Raw genomic sequence first — 18,197 nt, 5'->3', positions numbered from 1 at the left:
GGCCGAGGGCCGGCAGTCCATGAAGGACTTCAAGTCCGACCAGGAAGTGCGCTGGTGCCCCGGCTGCGGCGACTACGCGATCCTCGCCGCCGTTCAGGGCTTCATGCCCGAGCTCGGCCTGGCCAGGGAGAACATCGTCTTCGTCTCCGGCATCGGCTGCTCCTCCCGCTTCCCGTACTACATGAACACCTACGGGATGCACTCCATCCACGGCCGCGCCCCCGCCATCGCCACCGGCCTCGCCTCCTCCCGCCGCGACCTGTCCGTCTGGGTCGTCACCGGCGACGGCGACGCGTTGTCCATCGGCGGCAACCACCTCATCCACGCCCTGCGCCGCAACGTCAACCTCAAGATCCTCCTCTTCAACAACCGGATCTACGGCCTCACCAAGGGCCAGTACTCCCCCACCTCCGAAGTCGGCAAGATCACCAAGTCGACCCCCATGGGCTCCCTGGACGCCCCCTTCAACCCCGTGTCGCTCGCGATCGGCGCCGAAGCCTCCTTCGTCGCCCGCACCGTCGACTCCGACCGCAAACACCTCACCGAGGTCCTGCGCCAGGCCGCCGCCCACCCCGGCACCGCACTCATCGAGATCTACCAGAACTGCAACATCTTCAACGACGGCGCCTTCGACGCCCTCAAGGACAAGCAGCAGGCCCAGGACGCCGTGATCCGCCTGGAACACGGACAGCCGATCCGCTTCGGCACCGACGGATCGAAGGGCGTCGTCCGCGACCGGGACACCGGCGACCTCAAGGTCGTCACCGTCACCGCGGACAACGAGGCCGACGTCCTCGTCCACGACGCCCACTCCCCCTCCCCCACCACCGCCTTCGCCCTCTCCCGCCTCGCCGACCCCGACACCCTGCACAACACCCCGATCGGCGTCTTCCGCTCCGTCGACCGCCCCGTCTACGACGTCCAGATGGCCGACCAGCTCGACACCGCCATCGAACAGAACGGCAAGGGCGACCTCGCCGCCCTCCTCGCCGGCGGCGACACCTGGACGGTCATCGGCTGAGCCCGGCGGTGCCGCTGCCGCCGCCGATGACAAACGAGTGATGACAAACGAGTGATGGCACGAGGCCCGGTACGCAGACGCCCGGGCCTCGTCCTCGTCCGTGCCCGGCCTACGGCTGCCGGGCCTCGTCGTACGCCAGGCGGGCCTTCTCGACGTCCGCCATCCGCTCCCGGGTCCACTCGGCCAGGGAGCGCACCTGTTCCGCGGCCTCGCGGCCGAGGTCGGTCAGGGAGTAGTCGACGCGGGGCGGGATGACCGGCTTGGCGTCGCGGTGGACCAGGCCGTCGCGTTCGAGGGTCTGGAGGGTCTGGGTGAGCATCTTCTCGCTGACGGCCCGGCCGACCCGCCCGACCGCCCGGCGCAGTTCGCTGAACCGGTGGGGGCCGTCGAGGAGCTGGATCAGCACCAGGACTCCCCAACGACTGGTGACGTGTTCGAGGACGAGCCGGTAGGGGCACATCGCTTCACCGGCCCGAGGGTCACTTACCGCCATGTGGGTACCTTACTTGAAAGTGGGTACTTTCGTTTAGTTAGCGCTCTCCTTAGGGTTGGTGGCATCGCACCCCCACAAGGAGTTCTGAAACCATGGGCATCGTCGTCACCGGAGCAACCGGACACCTCGGCCGTCACGTCGTGCAGCAGCTGCTGGAGAAGGTCCCGGCCGACCGGGTCACCGCCGTCGTGCGCGACCGCGACAAGGCCGCTGACCTCGCCGCCCGCGGAGTGCGGCTCGCGGTCGCCGACTACAACTCCCCCGAGACCTTCGACGGCCTGTTCTCGGCCGGCGACCGGGTGCTGCTGATCTCCGGCAACGAGTTCGACAAGGGCCGCGTCCAGCAGCACAAGGGCGTGATCGACGCGGCCGCGAAGGCCGGCGTCGCCCTGCTCGCCTACACCAGCGCCCCCAGCAGCCTGACGGCCGCGCTCGCCGACGACCACCGGGCCACCGAGGAGGTGCTGGTGGCCTCCGGCGTGCCGTACGTACTGCTGCGCAACGGCTGGTACCACGAGAACTACACGGAGAACCTCTCGCCGGTCCTGGAGCACGGCGCCGTCGTGCAGGCGGCCGGCGAGGGCCGGATCTCCTCCGCGTCCCGCGCCGACTACGCTGCGGCCGCCGTCGCCGTACTGACCGGCGAGGGGCACGAGAACACGGCGTACGAGCTGGGTGGCGACGTGGCCTGGAGCTTCGCCGAGTACGCCGCCGAGCTGAGCCGGCAGACGGGCCGGGAGATCGCCTACCGGCCCGTCTCCGTCGAGGAGTACAGCGGCATCCTCCGCGGCGCGGGGCTGCCCGAGCCGCTGGCCGCCGTCCTCGCGGGCGTGGACGCCGCCATCGAGAAGGGCGAGCTGGTCGTCTCCACCGGAGACCTGGCCCGGCTGGCGGGCCGCCCGGCCACCCCGCTCGCGGAGGCGATCGCGGCCGCGCTCAAGGACTGAGCCCCGTACGGTCCGGTCTCCGGACACCACCGCCGTCTGTCATGACCGTATGGCGATACGGGCATGACAGGCGGCGGTGTGCGGCGCTACCTTCGTCCTGGCATGCATCCGTCCCGGCATGCCGAACGTGAGAAGGAGGTGCCCGTGGCCGGGTCGTCGAGGGGTGAGCAGCGAATAGGACTGCTGAACGGCTTCGCGGCGTACGGGATGTGGGGGCTCGTACCGCTGTTCTGGCCGCTGCTGAAGCCCGCCGGGGCCGGGGAGATCCTCGCCCACCGGATGACGTGGTCCCTCGTCTTCGTCGCCGTCGCCCTGCTCGTCGTACGGCGCTGGGCCTGGGCCGGCGAGCTGCTGCGACAGCCGCGGAGGCTCGGGCTGGTCGCCGTGGCCGCCGCGGTCATCACCGTCAACTGGGGCGTCTACATCTGGGCCGTGAACAGCGGCCATGTCGTCGAGGCCTCGCTCGGGTACTTCATCAACCCGCTGGTCACCATCGCGATGGGCGTGCTGCTGCTGAAGGAGCGGCTGCGTCCCGTGCAGTGGGCGGCGGTCGGGACCGGCTTCGCGGCCGTCGTCGTGCTCGCCATCGGCTACGGCCGTCCGCCGTGGATCTCCCTCTGCCTCGCCCTGTCCTTCGCCACGTACGGCCTGGTGAAGAAGAAGGTCAATCTCGGCGGCGTCGAGTCGCTGGCCGCCGAGACGGCGATCCAGTTCCTGCCCGCGCTCGGCTATCTGCTGTGGCTGAGCGCGCACGGCGACTCCACCTTCACCACCGAGGGCGTGGGGCACTCGGCCCTGCTCGCCGCGACCGGCGTCGTCACCGCGCTCCCCCTGGTCTGCTTCGGCGCGGCGGCGATCCGGGTGCCGCTGTCCACGCTGGGGCTGCTGCAGTACCTGGCCCCCGTCTTCCAGTTCCTGCTCGGCATCTTCTACTTCGGCGAGGCCATGCCTCCCGAGCGCTGGGCCGGCTTCGCCCTGGTCTGGCTGGCGCTCACGCTGCTCACGTGGGACGCCCTGCGCAACGCCCACCGGACCGCCCGGACCCTGAGGGCGCAGGCGGAGCGGGCGGCCGACGCGGGGGTGCAGGCGGTCCCGGGCGGTGCCGGGCGGGGGGCGGGCGTCGTGGCCTCCGGCACGCCGGGCACTGCCGGCCCGGGCACGCCGGCCACTGCCGACCCGGGTGGTGCGGCGGACCCCGCCGATCCCGGCACGCCGGTTCCCGCGGCCCGCGGGCCGGAACCGCTGGACGCACCCGCCACCAAGCCTTAGATCCACCCCGGGCCCGTGTTGTCGGCCGCGCACCGGATGCGCCACGGGCCCGAGCGCTCACCCCTTCTCGGGCGCCCGCCGTGCGCGGTGCGCTCGCGCCTTCTCCCGGTTGCCGCAGTGCTCCATCGCGCACCAGCGGCGGCGGCCGGGCCGTGAGGTGTCGACGAAGAGCAAGTAGCAGTTGTGGGCGCCGCACTCGCGGATGCGGTCGGCGTACGGGCCGGTGAACAGGTCGATCGCGTCACGGGCGACCGTCGACAGCAGCCGCGTGCCCGTGGCGCCCGGGGCCCAGCCGCGGGTGCCGTCCGGTTCGATGCGGGTGACGAGAGGCGGCTCGGCCGCGGCGGCGTTGACGGCGTCCAGGAGGTCGGGCCGCAGCGGGCGGCCGTGCGCGCGGTCCGCGGCGAGCAGGAAGAGGGCGTCGCGCAGGGCGCGGGCCCGCTCCACGTCGGTCCGGTCCACGGCCAGTTCCAGGCCGTCCGGCAGCCGGCTGCGGTCGGCCCAGGCAGCCAGGTCGGCGGGCTCGTGCAGCACCTCCCAGCGCGAGAAGGCACCCGGTCCGCCCGTCGTCAGCAGCTCCAGGCAGAGCGCGCCCGGGTCGAAGCGGTACGGCTTGCCCTCGCGCGACGTCAGCGTCAGACCGGGGGACGGTTTCGGCGATTCCATCGCCCGCTCACTCACGTAACCACTATAACTGGTTACATGACATCGACCTCGGAACCCGCCCCGCTGCACTTCAAGATCGTCATCGACGCGAACGACCCGCACGCCCAGGCCGACTTCTGGGCCGCCGCCCTCCACTACGAGGTGGAGGACAACAGCGCGCTGATCGGGAAGCTGCTGGATCTCGGCGCCGCGCCGGCCGACCTGACCGTCGAGTCCCACGGCCGGCGCGCCTGGCGTGACCTGGTCGCGGTGCGGCACCCCGACGACCCCTACGACGAGGAGAGCGGAACCGGGCTGGGCCGGCGGGTGCTGTTCCAGCGGGTGCCGGAGGCCAAGACCGGCAAGAACCGGATCCACCTCGACCTGCACCCCGGCGAGGGGCGGCGCGACGAGGAGGTCGCGCGGCTGGAGGGGCTGGGCGCGGACGTGCTGCGCCACGTGAAGGAACCCGGCGGGGAGTGGGTCGTGATGGCCGATCCGGAGGGGAACGAGTTCTGCGTGCACTAGGACCGGTGAGCCGGGGGGCTTCACCGAGGGCTTCCGATATGCGCAACACACTGGCCGAATAGCGGTCTTGACGGGGAGTCAGCCACGCCCGCACCATCCAGGCACCCCATTCACTGTGGTGTCCCGGGGGATCCCGGGGACACCCTAGGAATTCGGAGCCCCCCACATGAAGCTCCCCTTCTCCTGGCGCGCGACGGCGGCCGGCGCCGTCGCGGTCGCCACGCTGGTGGCCGGTGGATCCGTGGCCGGCGCGGCACCCGCCGCCGAGCCCACGGCGGCGGCCGCCGCGCCCGACATACCGATAGCGAACGTCAAGGCCCATCTGACACAGCTGCAGTCGATAGCCACGGCGAACGGCGGCAACCGCGCCCACGGCCGCGCCGGCTACCTGGCCTCGCTCAACTACGTGAAGGCCAAGCTGGACGCGGCCGGGTTCACCACCACGGTCCAGCGCTTCACCGCCTCCGGCCGCACCGGCTACAACCTGATCGCCGACTGGCCCGGCGGCGATCCGAACCAGGTTGTCATGGCCGGGTCACATCTGGACAGCGTCTCCTCCGGACCCGGCATCAACGACAACGGCTCCGGCTCGGCGGCCGTCCTGGAGACCGCGCTCGCCGTGGCCCGGTCCGGTCACCAGCCCGCCAAGCACCTGCGGTTCGCCTGGTGGGGCGCGGAGGAGCTGGGACTGGTCGGCTCCCGCTACTACGTCAGCAGCCTCGGCTCCGCCAACCTCGCGAAGATCAGCGGCTATCTGAACTTCGACATGATCGGCTCACCCAACCCCGGCTACTTCGTCTACGACGACGACCCGGTCATCGAGCAGACCTTCAAGGACTACTACGCCGGCCTCGGCATCCCCACGGAGATCGAGACCGAGGGTGACGGCCGCTCGGACCACGCTCCCTTCAAGAACGCGGGCGTGCCCGTCGGCGGCCTGTTCAGCGGGGCCGACTACCGCAAGACGTCCACGCAGGCGGCCAAGTGGGGTGGCACGGCGGGCCAGCCGTTCGACCGCTGCTACCACTCTTCCTGCGACACGACCGCCAACATCAACGACACGGCGCTGAACCGCAACAGCGACGCCATCGCGTACGCGATGTGGGAGCTGTCGCAGTAGCGGCCGGGGGCCCGGTCAGCCGCTCTGCGCCCGGGCGCGTTCGGCGAGGCGCTCCATGCGGGCGCGCGCCGACTCAAGCTGCTCGGCGTCGTCGGCGGCCGGCCCCTCCTCGGCCGCGAGCCCGGACCACAGCCCGACCAGGTCCTGCCCCAGCTCCAGACCCCGTGCCGGGTCGCGTACGGCTCGCCAGGCGGTGGCCGCGCTCTGGACGTTGCCGTACGCGGCCTCCGCGTCGCCCGCGCGGCGGTGGATCCGGGCCAGGTCCAGCGAGAGGCGGAAGGCGCGGTCCGGGTCGCCCGACAGGTAGGCGATGTACGCGGTGAGTTCGCGGAGCCTGAGCACCTCGGGGTGCTCGGGCCCCAGCGTCTCCGTGGCCTCCGCCAGGGTCTGCTCGGCCAGCCGGGTCGCCGTGTCGGTCCGCCCCGCCTTGACGGCGTCGTTGATGCGCGCCGTCGGCTCCGCGAGGAGGGCGGGGGCGTCGCCGTCACCGGGGGCGGTCAGCGGCCCGTCCCCGAGCACGGCCTCCGCGACGGCGTCGAAGCCACGGGGAGGCGTGGGCTTCGGATCGACGTCGCGGACCGGCTCGGAGCGCGGGGCGGGGGCCGGCTCCGGAACCGGCCTGAGAGCTGGTCCGGGGGTCGGCTCGGGGGCCGGTCCGGCAGTCGGCTCAGGGCCGGACGCGGCGGCCGGCTCCGTGACCGGGCCGTGCGGCGCGTCGGGGACGGAATCCGGGGTCCGCTCGGGGCCCCAGTCAGTGGACCGGTCGGGGCCCGAGGTAGTGGACCGGTCGGGGCCCGACTCAGTGGACCAGTCGGGGCCCGAGGCGGGGATCCGCTCCGAGGACGACTCGTGCGACACGGCAGGGACCGGCCCCGAAGGCTGGTCCGCGCCCGCCGCGGGAGCCGGCTCCGGGAACGGCCGCGCGGGAGTCCCTTCCGGGTCCGGCGCGTTGAGCGGAGTGGAGGTCGGTCCGGTGGGCCGGTCGCCCGGGGCGTGTTCCGGGGTGTGTGGCGCTTCGCCGGTGGCGGTCGCGGGGGGCGCGTCCATCAGTGGGGGCGGGCCGAACACCCCCGTCGGCGGGGCCACCGTGCCGGGCGCCGGCAGGGCTCGTAGCGTGAACGTCGGCGCGGACTCGCCGGCCGGCGACCGCGGCGGCTCGGGTGCCGCCGGCCGGCTGGACTCGGTCTCAGGTACGGGCTCCACCGAACGTACGGGCTCCACCGGACCTACCGGCTCCACTGAACGTACGGGCTCCACCGGACGCAGGAACTGCGTGGCCGTGTCCGGAATCGCGCCCTGGGCGGAGGATTCCGGCCGAGCCGCCGGCACCGCCTCCGCGGCGAGGTGGCTGGAGCCGTCCGGATCGACCCGGAGCGGGACGACGTAGCCGATGCGCTCGTCGTGGACCGTGGCGAGGACCGGCCGGCCGGCGGCGAGGGCGATGCGGTGGAGGCGGTCCAGGACGGCGTGCTGGATCTCCTCGCCCGGAGCCGCGACGACCGTGACCCCGTCGACCGACGCCTCGCCGGCACCGGCAGGACCGGCACCGGCCGGCCCGCCTCCCGGCACCCGCACGTCGATCGGCGTCGCCGCGGGAGCGGCCGAGAGCTCGGTGCGCTCCTGGTTCCGCTGCTTGTCGCGGCCGAGTCGAGACATCGTCCCCCCACTCATCGGCGGCCTCCGTCGGCGGTTCCGGTTCCCCTGCCGTCAAGAGCCTGTCGTCGTACGTCTACCGTCGAGTCTCTCCGCTCGCTCGCGATTCTCACGTCACCGCGGTGTCACAGGCTCGTTCCAGGAGGTCACGCCCGTATCGCGCCGCGCGCCGGACGTCGGCGAGAGCCCGCCCGGGCCGCGCTCCCGTGCCCCTCCTCCCGGTACTCCCCGGACCAATACTCCCCGGACAGATACTCCCTGGACAGTTAAATGCACGTGCATATACTGCAGGCACGTGCAAACACCGACCTTCCGGGGGACACCGATGACCCGCCGTTTCCTCTTCCTGCTGGGCAGCAGCCGTCCCGACGGCAACACCGAACTGCTGGCCCGCCGTGCCGCCGAACAACTGCCCGAGGACGTCGAGCAGCACTGGATCAGCCTGGCCGACCACCCGCTGCCCGAGTTCCAGGACCTGCGGCACGACAGCGACCACGTACGCCCCACGGACGGCAACGCGGCCCTGCTCCTCGACGCCACCCTCGCCGCGACGGACATCGTGATCGCCTCGCCCCTGTACTGGTACTCGCTGTCCACCCACACCAAGCACTACCTCGACCACTGGTCGGGCTGGCTGCGCACCCCCGGCCTCGGCTTCAAGGCGGCCCTGGCCGGCCGCACCCTGTGGGGCGTCACCGCGCTGGCGCACGAGGAGCTGGAGGTCGCCGACCCGCTGATCGGCAGCCTGCGGAACTCGGCCGCCTACATGGGCATGCGCTTCGGCGGAGTACTGCTCGGCAACGGCAGCAAGCCCGGTGACGTGCTCCGGGACACCGACGCCCTGGCCCGCGCCAAGACGTTCTTCGACCAGGAGCCGCCGCTCGCCCGGTTCCCCTACGAGGAGGAGTCCCCCGGCGAGGACCGGCCCGCCGCCCGGCTCACGCCGTGATGTCCTTCGCCGTGAACCGCGCCCAGGCCGCCGAGCCGAAGACGGCCGCGTACAGGGCCTGGAGGCCGAGGTTCTTCACCAGGTCGTCCCAGTAGACCGGCTCGCGCATCAGGTCGGCGAAGGACAGCCAGTAGTGGGAGAAGAAGTAGGGCTGGAGCGCGTCCAGCTGGGGGATCTGGTCGAGGATCTGGACCGTGATCAGCAGCCCCACCGTGGTCGCCATCGCCGCGATGCCGCTGCCCGTCAGCGTCGAGACGAACAGGCCGAGGGCCGCGACGCCGACGAGCGACGCGGCGACGACCAGGGCGATCAGCAGGGCCCGCCCCAGCCCCTCGGCGTAGGTGATCCGGGTGCCGGAGATGGTCGTCAGGTCGCCGACCGGGAACAGCAGCGCCCCGACCGCCAGCGCCGTGACGGCGACGACGAGGGTGGCGGCCAGACAGAAGGCGATCACGGTCGCGTACTTGGTGAGCAGCAGGCGGGTGCGCCCGGCCGGGGCGACGAGGAGGTAGCGGAGCGTGCCCGCGCTCGCCTCGCCCGCGATCGCGTCGCCGGCGACGACGCCGATGGCCATGGGCAGGAAGAACGGGAGTGTCGCGGCCAGGGCGGTGAAGACCAGGAACAGGCCGTTGTTGCTGATCTGCGCGATGAACGCCGGGCCCTCGCCGCCTCCGCCGCCTCCACCCGGGCCACCGCCTCCGAACGACGATCCGTCGCTCGTCTCGATCCTGACGGCGATCCCCACCAGGACCGGCACGGCGGCCAGCACGCCCAGCAGGGCCAGCGTGCGCCAGCGCCGGAAGGTGGTCAGCAGTTCGCTGCGGAGCAGCCCGAACGACCACAGGGGGCTCGGCCCGCGCAGTTCCTTCAGCCCTTCAGCCTGCGACATCGAACCCCTCCCCCGTCAGTGCCACGAACGCGTCCTCCAGGGAGGCGCGCTCCACCCCGAAGCCCCGGACCCGGACGCCGGCGGCGACCAGCGCGGCGTTCAGGTCGGCGGGGTCGCCTTCCGGCGGCTCCGCCGTCACCCGGTCCTCGGCGACGACGACGTCCCCGGCTCCCTGCTCCTTCAGCACCCGGGCGGCCTCGCCCGCGTCCGGCGTGGTCACCACCAGCCGTCCCCGCGCCCCGGCCGCCAGGTCGGCGACCGCGCCCTGCGTGATCAGCCGGCCGTGCGCCATCACGGCGGCGTGCGTGCACACCTGCTCGATCTCGTCCAGCAGGTGGGAGGAGAGGAAGACGGTCGTGCCGTCGGACGCCAACTCGCGCACCAGCGCCCGGATCTCGCGCATGCCCTGGGGGTCGAGTCCGTTGGTGGGCTCGTCCAGCACGAGCAGCCGGCGCGGCTGGAGCAGTGCCGCCGCGAGCCCGAGCCGCTGCTTCATGCCGAGCGAGTACGCCTTCGCCTTCTTGCCGGCGGCGGCCGCGAGGCCCACCCGGTCCAGCGCCGCCGCGACGCGGTCGCGCCGGGTGCGCGGGTCGGCGGTCGGGTCGGCGGCGTCGTAGCGCAGCAGGTTGTCGCGCCCGGAGAGGAAGCCGTACAGAGCCGGGCCCTCGATGAGGGCGCCGACCTGGGGCAGTACGGCGCGGGCGGCGCGCGGCATGGGACGCCCCAGCACGCGCGCCGTGCCGGAAGTCGGCTCGATCAGACCCATCAGCATGCGGATGGTGGTGGTCTTGCCGGAGCCATTGGGGCCGAGGAAGCCGAAGACGCTGCCCGCCGGGACGGTCAGGTCCAGTCCGTCGACGGCGAGCTGTCCGCCGCGGTAGCGCTTGGTGAGCGCACGGGTCGCGATGACGGCGTCCTCCGCGCCCTCAACGCCCTCCGCGCTCCCCTGGCCCGGCTCCGTGGCGGACGGTTCGCCCATCGGCTCCCTCACTTCTTCGTACGGACAGGAACGGACCCGCTCACTTCGCGGCGTCGGCCGCCTTCACCAGCGCGTCCTTGGTGACGGCACCGGCGTAGACCTTGCCGTCCTCCGTGATCAGGGCGTTGACCAGGCGGGTCTTGAAGACCGTGCCCGAGCCGAAGTCGCCCTTGACCTGGTCGCCGAAGGAGCCGAGGAAGCCGCCGAGGTCGCCGAGCTCGCCGCCGGCGGAGGCCGTGGGCAGGCCGCCCCGGGCGCCGGTGTCGAAGGTGGCGACCGCGTTCCAGCCCTCGCCGATGACCTTGAGACCTTCGAGGCCCTTGGCCAGGTCCTCCTGCGACTTCTGCCCGTGCTCCGGCGCCTTGGCCGCCGTCTCGTCCGCCTCGGTGACCTTGGCCCCCTCGGGCGGGGTGAAGTCGAAGGTCGACGCGGCCGGCTTCGCGAAGCTGACCTGGGTGAAGCCCGCGTCCACGACGGCGGCGCCGCCGCTCGCCGGGGTCAGTGTGAACTTCAGCGGCATCCCGGTCTTCGCGTCGACGGCGACGCTGATCGCACCGACCGTGGAACCGGACTGCTTGGGCTTGATGACGAGCCGGTACGCGTCCCGGCCGGCCACCTGGGCGGTGCCGTCGACGGTCACGGACGTGGTGTCGTCGACCGCCTTCAGGGCCTGGTCGGTGAGGTCCTTCGGGGTGGCGGGCACCTCCTTGGCCGACTGGTCGGCGCTCTCGGACGCCGTGGCGTGGTAGACCTCGTTCGAACGGCTGTCGTAGCCCCAGACGTCCTTGCCGTCGTGGATCAGGCTGTACTCGGCGGCGTCCTCCAGCAGCGAGAGCTTCTGCCGGTCGGGGCCGTCGGCCGCGACGCGCAGCGTGTGCGTGCCGGTGACCAGCTCGGTGAGCTTGGCCGACGGGTCCGCGGACGAGCCGGCTTCGTCGTCGCCCGACGCCGGGCCGCCGGAGAGCAGACCGCTCTCCAGTCCGCCGAGGTCCGGCAGTCCCAGGTCGGTGCTGATCTTGACCGTGCCGGACAGCTGCTGGACGTCCGACCGGGCGATCTTCTCGATGAGTTGCTGTGCGGTGATCTCCGGGAGGTCGGGGTCCCCGGAGTCGGCCAGCGCGGGGACCAGACCGATCGTGGCGGCCGCCACGCCCATCACCGCCACCGGGACGACGTACCGCGCGGCCCTGCGTCGCCGCACCCGCAGGTCCCCGTCCTGCTTGCCGGTCGTGTTGTCGTCGGCTTCGTACGGTGCCATGTGTGCCCTCCGTGTCGGCGGCGGCTCTCTCTCGACCTCGCACTCGTCCACCCGTGAGCCGCCATTCTCACCCGAATCGGTGAGGTTTGGTGATTTCCGTGGTGTCCATCTGACCAAATCGGCCGGGCGGAGGCGTCAGCCCGCGGACTCAACTCCACGTACTTCTGCGGGATGACACGGAGAGGTGGATCCTCCCCCGACCAGTAGGGGTCGAGGGGCCGTTGGGGCACCGGCAAGGGGTCGCAGGTGACTCACGTCACGCGCACCCGGCTGCCGGGAGTCACACGCGCCGGACCCGACGGGGCGTCATACTGCGGCCGACAAGTCATCATGCGCGCCGATCGGCCGGTTCACCGCACGCGTCCCGGGCCGCCGGAGGGCGGCCGGTGTGTCAGCCGGCCCGGTGCACGACCGCGTCGCACAGCTCGATCAGCGCGGTCTTCGCGTCGCACTGCGGCAGCGGGCCCAGGGCCGCGCGAGCCTCCTCGGCGTACCGGACGGTGTCCCGGCGGGCCTGCTCCAGCGCGGGGTGGGCGCGCAGTCCGCGCAGCGCCCGGGCGTGCCGCTCGTCGTCACTCAGGTCGGAGTCCAGCAGCTCGCACAGTGCGATGTCCTCGGGCAGCCCCAGCCGGGCCGCCCGCTCGCGCAGCCGCAGCACCGGGAGGGTCGCGATGCCCTCGCGCAGGTCCGTGCCCGGGGTCTTGCCCGACTCGTGGGAGTCGGAGGCGATGTCCAGCACGTCGTCCGCGAGCTGGAAGGCGACGCCGAGCCGCTCGCCGTACTGGGTCAGCACGTCCACGACCGTCTCGTCGGCGCCGGACATCATCGCGCCGAACCGGCAGGAGACCGCCACCAGCGATCCGGTCTTGCCGCCCAGGACGTCCAGGTAGTGGTCGACCGGATCCCGCCCGTCCTGCGGCCCCGCGGTCTCCAGGATCTGGCCGGTGACCAGCCGCTCGAACGCCAGGGCCTGCACCCGGACCGCCTCCGGCCCGAGGTCGGCGAGGATCTGGGAGGCGCGGGCGAACAGGAAGTCGCCGGTGAGGACGGCGACCGAGTTGCCCCAGCGGGTGTTCGCGCTGGGCACACCGCGCCGCACCGCGGCCTCGTCCATCACGTCGTCGTGGTACAGCGTGGCGAGGTGGGTCAGCTCCACGACGACGGCCGAGGGCACGATCCCGGGCGCGTACGGGTCACCGAACTGAGCCGCGAGCATCACGAGCAGTGGCCGAAACCGTTTGCCGCCGGCCCGCACCAGGTGCTGGGCGGCCTCCGTGATGAAGGGCACCTCACTCTTGGTTGCCTCAAGCAACCCTTCCTCGACAGCCGCCAGTCCAGCCTGGACATCGGCTTCCAGAGCCTGGTCCCGCACGCTCAGCCCGAACGGCCCGACGACGGTCACGAGGGGTCTCCTGTCTGCTGGTGTCTACTGGCGGTTACACGGTTTGTCGATAGGTCGCTGCCACCACTCAAGTCAGCGTATCCGGTCACGTTTCGATCACCGATAGCGCCCACCGTTACAGGCCGGTCGGTATCGGATCATGCGCGGTATGTTTTTGATCAGGTGATATGAGCAGACATTGATCGACATCGCCAGGGGAACACGGCGCCGGGTACGACCCGGCGCGCGACAGGCCGGAAACCGCCGCCCAAGATCCCACCACCCCTCCCAACGCCCCGCACCCCGGGAACGTCACCCTTACGACACCCCCTCGCCCCCTCCGCGACACTCCCCTCCACCCCTCTACGACAGCCCCCTCCCGCCCCTCCCGGCGGCCGTCACCGCCACCGCCACCCGGGCGACGGCCGATTGGCCCCCACTTGGCCCTGTTGCCCGATTTATCACCCTTGTTGACGTCAGTGAGTTGGCTCACTCCGCCCCTCCCCCGGCCCCCGCCACCCCTCGACGCCGCACCGGCCGCCACCGCTTTGCGCAGTAGGCGAGTTGAGCATTGGCAGCCGCAAAGGATCAAGCACCCCAAATACCCCAGACCAAGGTCAACATGCGCGTCGGGTGATTCCTGCACTTGTTCCGGACATGTGCTCTCGCATACGTTCCCGGCCTGTCAGGCGGACGCCGAATCCTGCCACCGCCTCGGCACCAGTCATCCACTCGACACTCGCAGGCAGGAGCGGGGGACCCAGGTAAGTCGCCGCACCGGGCACCACACCGGAGCGGCTTGGGGTGAAGCCGTACCCGTCAGGGCACGGCCGGGCACCTCCCCGCCCGAACCCGACAGCTCACCTCGCAGGCGCAGGAGAGGATCAACCATGTCTGCGAACGGTCAGCAGCGTCCCGCCCGTACCGCCCGCCTCGCCCGCAAGCTCGCCGTGGCCGGCACCGGAGCCGCCGTGCTCGCCCTGCCGCTCATCGGTGCGACCAGCGCCTCCGCGGCCACTCCGGCCACCGCGACGACCACCGCCAAGGCGGCGTACACGAACAACCTCGACGGCTGGATCCGCGAGTCGCTCGACATCATGAAGCAGCACGGCATCCCCGGCACGTACCACGGCATCCACCGCAACGTCATGCGGGAGTCGTCCGGCAACCGGTTCGCCATCAACAACTGGGACATCAACGCCGTCAAGGGCACCCCGTCCAAGGGCCTGCTCCAGGTGATCGACCCGACCTTCCGCGCGTACCACGTGCCGGGCACCTCCTGGGACCCGTACGACCCGGTCGCCAACATCACCGCGGCCTGCAACTACGCGGCCGACCGGTACGGCTCGATCGACAACGTCTTCGGGGCGTACTGAGCCCGGAGCCCGGACACGCGGGCGGGCCACTAGTCCCCGCCGAACAGTCGCTCGAGGACGACGGCGATGCCGTCGTCCTCGTTCGACAGGGTGACCTCGTCGGCCACCGCCTTCAGCTCCCGATGGGCGTTCGCCATGGCGACGCCACGGGCGGCCCAGTGGAACATGGGGATGTCGTTGGGCATGTCCCCGAAGGCGATCGTCCCCCGCGGGCTCACCCCCAGGCGCTCGGCGGCCAGCGCCAGGCCGGTCGCCTTGGTGATGCCGCAGGGCTGGAGCTCGACGGTCCCCGGACCCGACATGGTGACCGTCGCGAGAGAACCGACCACCGAGCGCGCGGCCGCCGCCAACTCGTCGTCGGACAGACCGGAATGGCGCAGCAGCACCTTGCTGATGGGCGCGCTCCACAGCTCGTCGCGCCGACCGACCCGCACCGCGGGCAGCGTCGGATGGGGCATCACGTAGCCCGGTTCGATGAGCGTCAGCCCGTCGACGCCGTCCTGGTCGACCGCGGCGTACACCTCCCCCACCTCCGCCTCGATCTTGCCGAGCGCGGTCTCGGCGAGCTCCCGGTCCAGGGTGACCGACCACAGCAGCCGGTCCGCGCCGGCGTCGTAGACCTGCGCGCCCTGTCCGCACACCGCCAGCCCCGTGCAGCCGAGGCCCGTCAGCAGCGACCGCACCCGCGGCGCCGGCCTGCCCGTCACCACCAGGTGCCGCGCACCCGCCTCGGCCACCCGTGCGAGCGCGGCCAGCGACCGCTCCGAGACGGTGTCGTCCCCACGGAGCAGCGTTCCGTCGAGGTCGGTGGCGACGAGTGAGTACGCGGTGCGGTTCATGATCAGAGAATACGGACACGGGACCCACCCGACTCACCCGCGGAACGCTCGCGCACGAGGGCGTACATGTCCGAAAGCTGGCACATCACCGGCTAAAGGCAGTTAAAGGCCTGTGCACCGGTTGGCAACAACATGGTCCGCTACCTACCCTCCCGGCGTCCCCGGGGGTACCTTCCTTTTGTTCAGGGGGACTTGATCGGGGGGTCGAGTTGAGCAGCGGACGCATTCGTGTGCTGGTGCCGGAGGAACTGGGCGAGGGGGAACGGGAGCACTGGCGCGAGCTGCGCGCCAAGTCGGGAGCACCGCGCAACCCGTTCATGGAACCGGAGTTCACCGACGTCGTGGGCCGGGTACGGCCGCGGGCGCGGGTGGCGGTGGTCTACGACGGCGGCGAGCCGGCCGGCTTCCTGCCGCACGAGCGGGGGCCACTGGGCCAGGGCCGGGCGATCGGGCTCGGAGTGTCGGACTGCCAGGGCGCGGTACTCCGCCAGGGCCTCATCCCGGACACCCGCGAACTGCTGCGGGCCTGCTCCCTGTCGAGCTTCGCCTTCGACAACCTGGAGGCGGAGCAGCGTCTGTTCGTGCCGTACGCGGCCGAGGAGCACACCTCCTACGTCATCGACGTGGAGAAGGGGTACGAGGCGTACGAGAGCGTCCTGCGCACCCAGTCGCCGAAGTTCCTGAAGACCACGCTGGCCAAGGAGCGCAGGCTCGGCCGCCAGGTCGGGGACGTGCGGTTCGTGTTCGACGAACGCGACCCGGCCGCGCTGCGCACGCTCATGGACTGGAAGTCGGCGCAGTACCGCAGGACCGGGCGCAGGGACCGGTTCGCGCAGGACTGGATCGCCCGGCTGGTCGCCCGGCTCACCGAGACCCGGGCACGGGAGTGCACGGGCACGCTGTCCGTCCTCTACGCCGGCGGCCGGCCCGTCGCCGCGCACTTCGGACTGCGCTCGGCGACCGTGCTGGCCTGCTGGTTCCCGGCGTACGACCCGGACTTCGCGAAGTACTCGCCAGGGCTGGTCCTGCACCTGCGGATGGCCGAGGCCGCCGCGGCCGAGGGCATCGGCATGCTCGACATGGGGCGGGGCGCGGCCGAGTACAAGGACTCGCTGAAGACCGGCGAACTGCCCGTGTACGAAGGGGCCGCGACGCGTCCGGGGGCGGGCGCGGCGCTGCACTGGCTCGGCCGCGAGCCGGCCCGCCGCGCGCACAGTTTCGTGCGCGACCGGCCGCGGCTGGCGTCGCTGGCGGTACGGACCCTGAAGGGCGCGGCCCGGCTGCGCCGCTCGTGACGGGTCCGGCATGACGGAGGGGCGACGAGTGAGGGGGCGGGCGCATGTCCCGTACAGCACGTGCGCGGCAGGAGACACGACAGGAGATCGCGCGGTTTCTGAGCATCGAGCCGGTGCAGGTCGCCGAGCTGGATCTCGGGGAGGAGGGCGAGGGGGCCCTCAGACCGGGGCCGGGCAGCCCACCGGTCACGTCCGGCGCGGTGTTCGCCCTGGTCAGGAGGGAGGGCCGGCCCGTCGGCACCGTGCTCGGGAACGTGCCGGAGGGAGCGGATCCCACGGAGGTGCTGGCCGCTCTCGCCCGGGAGCTGCCCCGCGGGGCGCCGCCCGAGCCGCCGCCCGGGCCGCCGTCCACCAGTGTCGTGGTCGCCACGCGGGAACGCGCCGGCCAGCTCGCCCGCGCGCTCGACTCCCTGCTCGCGCAGGACCATCCGGACTTCGAGATCGTCGTCGTCGACAACGCGCCGGTGACGCACGAGACGCGGGAGCTGGTCGAGCGCAAGTACGGCGAGCGCGTGCGGTACGTGTGCGAACCGGTCCCCGGCCTCGCGATCGCCCACAACCGCGGGCTCGCCGCCGTACGGGGCGAGGTGGTCGCCTTCACCGACGACGACGTCGTCGCCGACCCGCGCTGGCTCACCGAACTGACCGCGCCGTTCGCCGCCGACCCTCGCCTGGGGTGCGCCACCGGCCTGATCCTGCCGGCGCGGCTGCGCACGCCGGCGCAGGTGCTGCTGGAGAGCCACGGCGGCTTCGCGAAGGGCTTCGCACCGCGGACCTACGACCCGGAGCGGCCGCCCTCCGACGAGCCGCTGTTCCCCTTCACCGCCGGACGGTTCGGCTCCGGCGCCAACATGGCCTTCCGTACGTCGGCGCTGCGTGCCGTCGACGGCTTCGACCCGGCCACCGGCGCGGGCACCCGCGCGCGGGGCGGCGACGACCTCTACGGCTTCGTCCGGGTCCTCGCCGAGGGGCACCGGCTGCGGTACACCCCGGGGGCCCTGGTCTGGCACCACCACCGGGAGACGTGGCGTGACCTGGAGACCCAGGCGTACGGCTACGGCGCGGGCCTCACCGCCTATCTGACGGCGATCCTGGTGAACCGTCCCGCGCTGCTGCCGGCGTTCCTCGCCCGGCTGCCGCGCGGCCTGGCCCACGCCCGTGCGCTGACCGCCGTCCGGGACGCCGAGGGCGCCTCCGGGGCGGGCGTACCGGGCGAGCACGACGCGCGCACACATCCGTGGCCGCGACGCCTGTCGCGTCTGCAACGCCGGGGCATGCTGTACGGCCCCGTGGGCTACCTGCGCGCCCGCCGGGCGCTGCGCACGGTCGGACTGGGGGCACGATGAACGAGGGCACGAGAGGGGCCGGGGCGGGAGAGGCCCCGAGAGCGGCGGACCACGGCACGGCGGGCGGCGCCGAGGCCGGGGGCCCGGCAGCGGTGGGCAGCGCCGCGGCCGGGGGCCGGGCAGCGGCGGGCGGCAGCGAGACCGGAGGCCGGGCAGCCGTGGGCGGCACCGAGGCACGGGGCGGAGCAGCGGCGGGCAGCGCTGAGGCC

At 72.5% G+C, this 18,197-nt stretch carries 17 protein-coding genes, 1 pseudogene and 1 riboswitch; of the genes and pseudogenes, 10 read left to right on the top strand and 8 right to left on the bottom strand.

The genetic code is table 11. From position 1 onward, the window contains the following. A partial coding sequence (locus H0H10_RS23085) for a 2-oxoacid:ferredoxin oxidoreductase subunit beta (protein ID WP_188182987.1) occupies nucleotides 1-1,021 on the top strand: 1,021 nt, incomplete at its 5' end. A gap of 109 nt (nucleotides 1,022-1,130) precedes the next feature. Here the strand turns inward: H0H10_RS23085 and H0H10_RS23080 are convergent. Then, complete coding sequence (locus H0H10_RS23080; protein WP_188182986.1) at nucleotides 1,131-1,514, bottom strand: winged helix-turn-helix transcriptional regulator; 384 nt, start codon at nucleotides 1,512-1,514, stop codon at nucleotides 1,131-1,133. A gap of 92 nt (nucleotides 1,515-1,606) precedes the next feature. Here H0H10_RS23080 and H0H10_RS23075 point away from each other — a divergent pair, with 92 nt between their 5' ends. After that, nucleotides 1,607-2,461 (top strand): SDR family oxidoreductase, encoded by an 855-nt coding sequence (locus tag H0H10_RS23075; RefSeq protein ID WP_188182985.1) that lies wholly within the window; start codon nucleotides 1,607-1,609, stop codon nucleotides 2,459-2,461. 144 nt (nucleotides 2,462-2,605) lie between these two features. After that, on the top strand, nucleotides 2,606-3,730 hold the full coding sequence (gene rarD, locus H0H10_RS23070) for an EamA family transporter RarD (RefSeq protein WP_188182984.1): 1,125 nt from the start codon (nucleotides 2,606-2,608) through the stop codon (nucleotides 3,728-3,730). 57 nt (nucleotides 3,731-3,787) lie between these two features. Here the strand turns inward: rarD and H0H10_RS23065 are convergent, their stop codons facing one another. After that, a complete protein-coding gene (locus H0H10_RS23065; protein WP_188182989.1) occupies nucleotides 3,788-4,396 on the bottom strand; it encodes a CGNR zinc finger domain-containing protein in 609 nt (202 codons plus the stop codon). Nucleotides 4,397-4,432: 36 nt separating this feature from the next. Here H0H10_RS23065 and H0H10_RS23060 point away from each other — a divergent pair, with 36 nt between their 5' ends. Together H0H10_RS23060 and H0H10_RS23055 are read left to right on the top strand one after the other, a co-directional pair. Next, on the top strand, nucleotides 4,433-4,903 hold the full coding sequence (locus tag H0H10_RS23060) for a VOC family protein (RefSeq protein ID WP_188182983.1): 471 nt from the start codon (nucleotides 4,433-4,435) through the stop codon (nucleotides 4,901-4,903). A gap of 166 nt (nucleotides 4,904-5,069) precedes the next feature. Further along, nucleotides 5,070-6,023 carry a M28 family metallopeptidase gene (locus tag H0H10_RS23055; RefSeq protein WP_188182982.1) on the top strand — a complete coding sequence of 318 codons (954 nt, stop codon included), beginning with the start codon at nucleotides 5,070-5,072 and terminating at the stop codon, nucleotides 6,021-6,023. A gap of 15 nt (nucleotides 6,024-6,038) precedes the next feature. Here H0H10_RS23055 and H0H10_RS23050 read toward each other — a convergent pair whose 3' ends face one another. Further along, nucleotides 6,039-7,679, bottom strand: a complete 1,641-nt coding sequence (locus H0H10_RS23050; RefSeq protein WP_188182981.1) for a tetratricopeptide repeat protein — start codon at nucleotides 7,677-7,679, stop codon at nucleotides 6,039-6,041. Nucleotides 7,680-8,001: 322 nt separating this feature from the next. On the opposite strand from H0H10_RS23050, the gene H0H10_RS23045 reads away from it, so the two are divergent. After that, nucleotides 8,002-8,625 carry a flavodoxin family protein gene (locus H0H10_RS23045; RefSeq protein WP_188182988.1) on the top strand — a complete coding sequence of 208 codons (624 nt, stop codon included), beginning with the start codon at nucleotides 8,002-8,004 and terminating at the stop codon, nucleotides 8,623-8,625. Here the strand turns inward: H0H10_RS23045 and H0H10_RS23040 are convergent. From H0H10_RS23040 to H0H10_RS23025, 4 genes are all read right to left on the bottom strand, one after another. Continuing rightward, nucleotides 8,615-9,514, bottom strand: coding sequence for an ABC transporter permease (locus H0H10_RS23040; protein WP_188182980.1), 900 nt, complete (start codon nucleotides 9,512-9,514; stop codon nucleotides 8,615-8,617). The genes H0H10_RS23045 and H0H10_RS23040 overlap by 11 nt on opposite strands. Continuing rightward, a complete protein-coding gene (locus H0H10_RS23035; RefSeq protein ID WP_188182979.1) occupies nucleotides 9,501-10,493 on the bottom strand; it encodes an ABC transporter ATP-binding protein in 993 nt (330 codons plus the stop codon). The genes H0H10_RS23040 and H0H10_RS23035 overlap by 14 nt, the downstream gene beginning before the upstream one ends. Before the next feature lie 40 nt (nucleotides 10,494-10,533). After that, nucleotides 10,534-11,751 carry a LolA family protein gene (locus H0H10_RS23030; RefSeq protein WP_188182978.1) on the bottom strand — a complete coding sequence of 406 codons (1,218 nt, stop codon included), beginning with the start codon at nucleotides 11,749-11,751 and terminating at the stop codon, nucleotides 10,534-10,536. Nucleotides 11,752-12,142: 391 nt separating this feature from the next. Further along, entirely contained in the window at nucleotides 12,143-13,153 is a 1,011-nt protein-coding gene (locus H0H10_RS23025) for a polyprenyl synthetase family protein (RefSeq protein ID WP_188182977.1), read from the bottom strand. Nucleotides 13,154-13,851: 698 nt separating this feature from the next. Further along, nucleotides 13,852-14,019: riboswitch (cyclic di-AMP (ydaO/yuaA leader) on the top strand. A 3-nt stretch (nucleotides 14,020-14,022) separates the two neighbouring features. Between H0H10_RS23025 and H0H10_RS23020 the strand changes: the two genes are divergently transcribed. Next, nucleotides 14,023-14,508, top strand: coding sequence for a transglycosylase SLT domain-containing protein (locus H0H10_RS23020; protein ID WP_188182976.1), 486 nt, complete (start codon nucleotides 14,023-14,025; stop codon nucleotides 14,506-14,508). 29 nt (nucleotides 14,509-14,537) lie between these two features. On the opposite strand, the gene H0H10_RS23015 is transcribed toward H0H10_RS23020, so the two are convergent. After that, on the bottom strand, nucleotides 14,538-15,347 hold the full coding sequence (locus H0H10_RS23015; RefSeq protein ID WP_188182975.1) for an HAD family hydrolase: 810 nt from the start codon (nucleotides 15,345-15,347) through the stop codon (nucleotides 14,538-14,540). 209 nt (nucleotides 15,348-15,556) lie between these two features. Between H0H10_RS23015 and H0H10_RS23010 the strand changes: the two genes are divergently transcribed. The 3 genes and pseudogenes from H0H10_RS23010 to H0H10_RS40575 form a co-directional block, all read left to right on the top strand. Continuing rightward, nucleotides 15,557-16,642 carry a GNAT family N-acetyltransferase gene (locus tag H0H10_RS23010; RefSeq protein ID WP_188182974.1) on the top strand — a complete coding sequence of 362 codons (1,086 nt, stop codon included), beginning with the start codon at nucleotides 15,557-15,559 and terminating at the stop codon, nucleotides 16,640-16,642. 44 nt (nucleotides 16,643-16,686) lie between these two features. Next, nucleotides 16,687-17,988, top strand: a complete 1,302-nt coding sequence (locus H0H10_RS23005; RefSeq protein WP_188182973.1) for a glycosyltransferase family 2 protein — start codon at nucleotides 16,687-16,689, stop codon at nucleotides 17,986-17,988. Next, nucleotides 17,985-18,197 (top strand): annotated as a pseudogene (locus H0H10_RS40575) (hypothetical protein); the annotation flags it as partial. The gene H0H10_RS23005 and the pseudogene H0H10_RS40575, both read left to right, overlap by 4 nt.

It is taken from the genome of Streptomyces griseicoloratus (assembly GCF_014534645.1).
Lineage (GTDB): Bacteria > Actinomycetota > Actinomycetes > Streptomycetales > Streptomycetaceae > Streptomyces > Streptomyces griseicoloratus.
This window is presented reverse-complemented; position numbering and strand designations above follow the sequence as displayed.

What these genes read in the sequence shown, in the direction of transcription:
- H0H10_RS23080 (WP_188182986.1), bottom strand. Translation starts at nt 1,514, where the DNA reads ATGGCGGTAAGTGACCCTCGGGCCGGTGAAGCGATGTGCCCCTACCGG.
- H0H10_RS23075 (WP_188182985.1), top strand. Translation starts at nt 1,607, where the DNA reads ATGGGCATCGTCGTCACCGGAGCAACCGGACACCTCGGCCGTCACGTC.
- H0H10_RS23065 (WP_188182989.1), bottom strand. Translation starts at nt 4,396, where the DNA reads ATGGAATCGCCGAAACCGTCCCCCGGTCTGACGCTGACGTCGCGCGAG.
- H0H10_RS23060 (WP_188182983.1), top strand. Translation starts at nt 4,433, where the DNA reads ATGACATCGACCTCGGAACCCGCCCCGCTGCACTTCAAGATCGTCATC.
- H0H10_RS23055 (WP_188182982.1), top strand. Translation starts at nt 5,070, where the DNA reads ATGAAGCTCCCCTTCTCCTGGCGCGCGACGGCGGCCGGCGCCGTCGCG.
- H0H10_RS23050 (WP_188182981.1), bottom strand. Translation starts at nt 7,679, where the DNA reads ATGTCTCGACTCGGCCGCGACAAGCAGCGGAACCAGGAGCGCACCGAG.
- H0H10_RS23045 (WP_188182988.1), top strand. Translation starts at nt 8,002, where the DNA reads ATGACCCGCCGTTTCCTCTTCCTGCTGGGCAGCAGCCGTCCCGACGGC.
- H0H10_RS23040 (WP_188182980.1), bottom strand. Translation starts at nt 9,514, where the DNA reads ATGTCGCAGGCTGAAGGGCTGAAGGAACTGCGCGGGCCGAGCCCCCTG.
- H0H10_RS23035 (WP_188182979.1), bottom strand. Translation starts at nt 10,493, where the DNA reads ATGGGCGAACCGTCCGCCACGGAGCCGGGCCAGGGGAGCGCGGAGGGC.
- H0H10_RS23030 (WP_188182978.1), bottom strand. Translation starts at nt 11,751, where the DNA reads ATGGCACCGTACGAAGCCGACGACAACACGACCGGCAAGCAGGACGGG.
- H0H10_RS23020 (WP_188182976.1), top strand. Translation starts at nt 14,023, where the DNA reads ATGTCTGCGAACGGTCAGCAGCGTCCCGCCCGTACCGCCCGCCTCGCC.
- H0H10_RS23015 (WP_188182975.1), bottom strand. Translation starts at nt 15,347, where the DNA reads ATGAACCGCACCGCGTACTCACTCGTCGCCACCGACCTCGACGGAACG.
- H0H10_RS23005 (WP_188182973.1), top strand. Translation starts at nt 16,687, where the DNA reads ATGTCCCGTACAGCACGTGCGCGGCAGGAGACACGACAGGAGATCGCG.